A 255-nucleotide genomic window follows, 5' to 3' on the forward strand; every position below is an offset into this window, starting at 1 on the left:
CAGCGGCGCCTCGAAATCGCCCGTGCGCTGGCGACCGATCCGAAGCTGCTCGCGCTCGACGAACCGGCGGCCGGCATGAACGCCACCGAGAAGGTCGAGCTGACCAAGCTGCTCGACAAGATCCGCGTGGACGGCAAGACGATTCTGCTGATCGAACACGACGTGAAGCTCGTGATGGGCCTGTGCAACCAGATGACGGTGCTCGACTACGGCAAGGTGATCGCACAGGGTCTGCCGCAGGACGTGCAGAAAGAC

1 pseudogene is annotated in these 255 nt (G+C 63.5%); it reads left to right on the plus strand.

Features of this window, described 5'->3' with window-relative positions:
• Nucleotides 1–255 (plus strand): annotated as a pseudogene (locus tag ACLFKU_RS44755) (ABC transporter ATP-binding protein); the annotation flags it as partial.

The organism is Paraburkholderia sp. EG304, assembly GCF_046543485.1.
GTDB classification, from domain to species: Bacteria; Pseudomonadota; Gammaproteobacteria; order Burkholderiales; family Burkholderiaceae; genus Paraburkholderia; species Paraburkholderia youngii.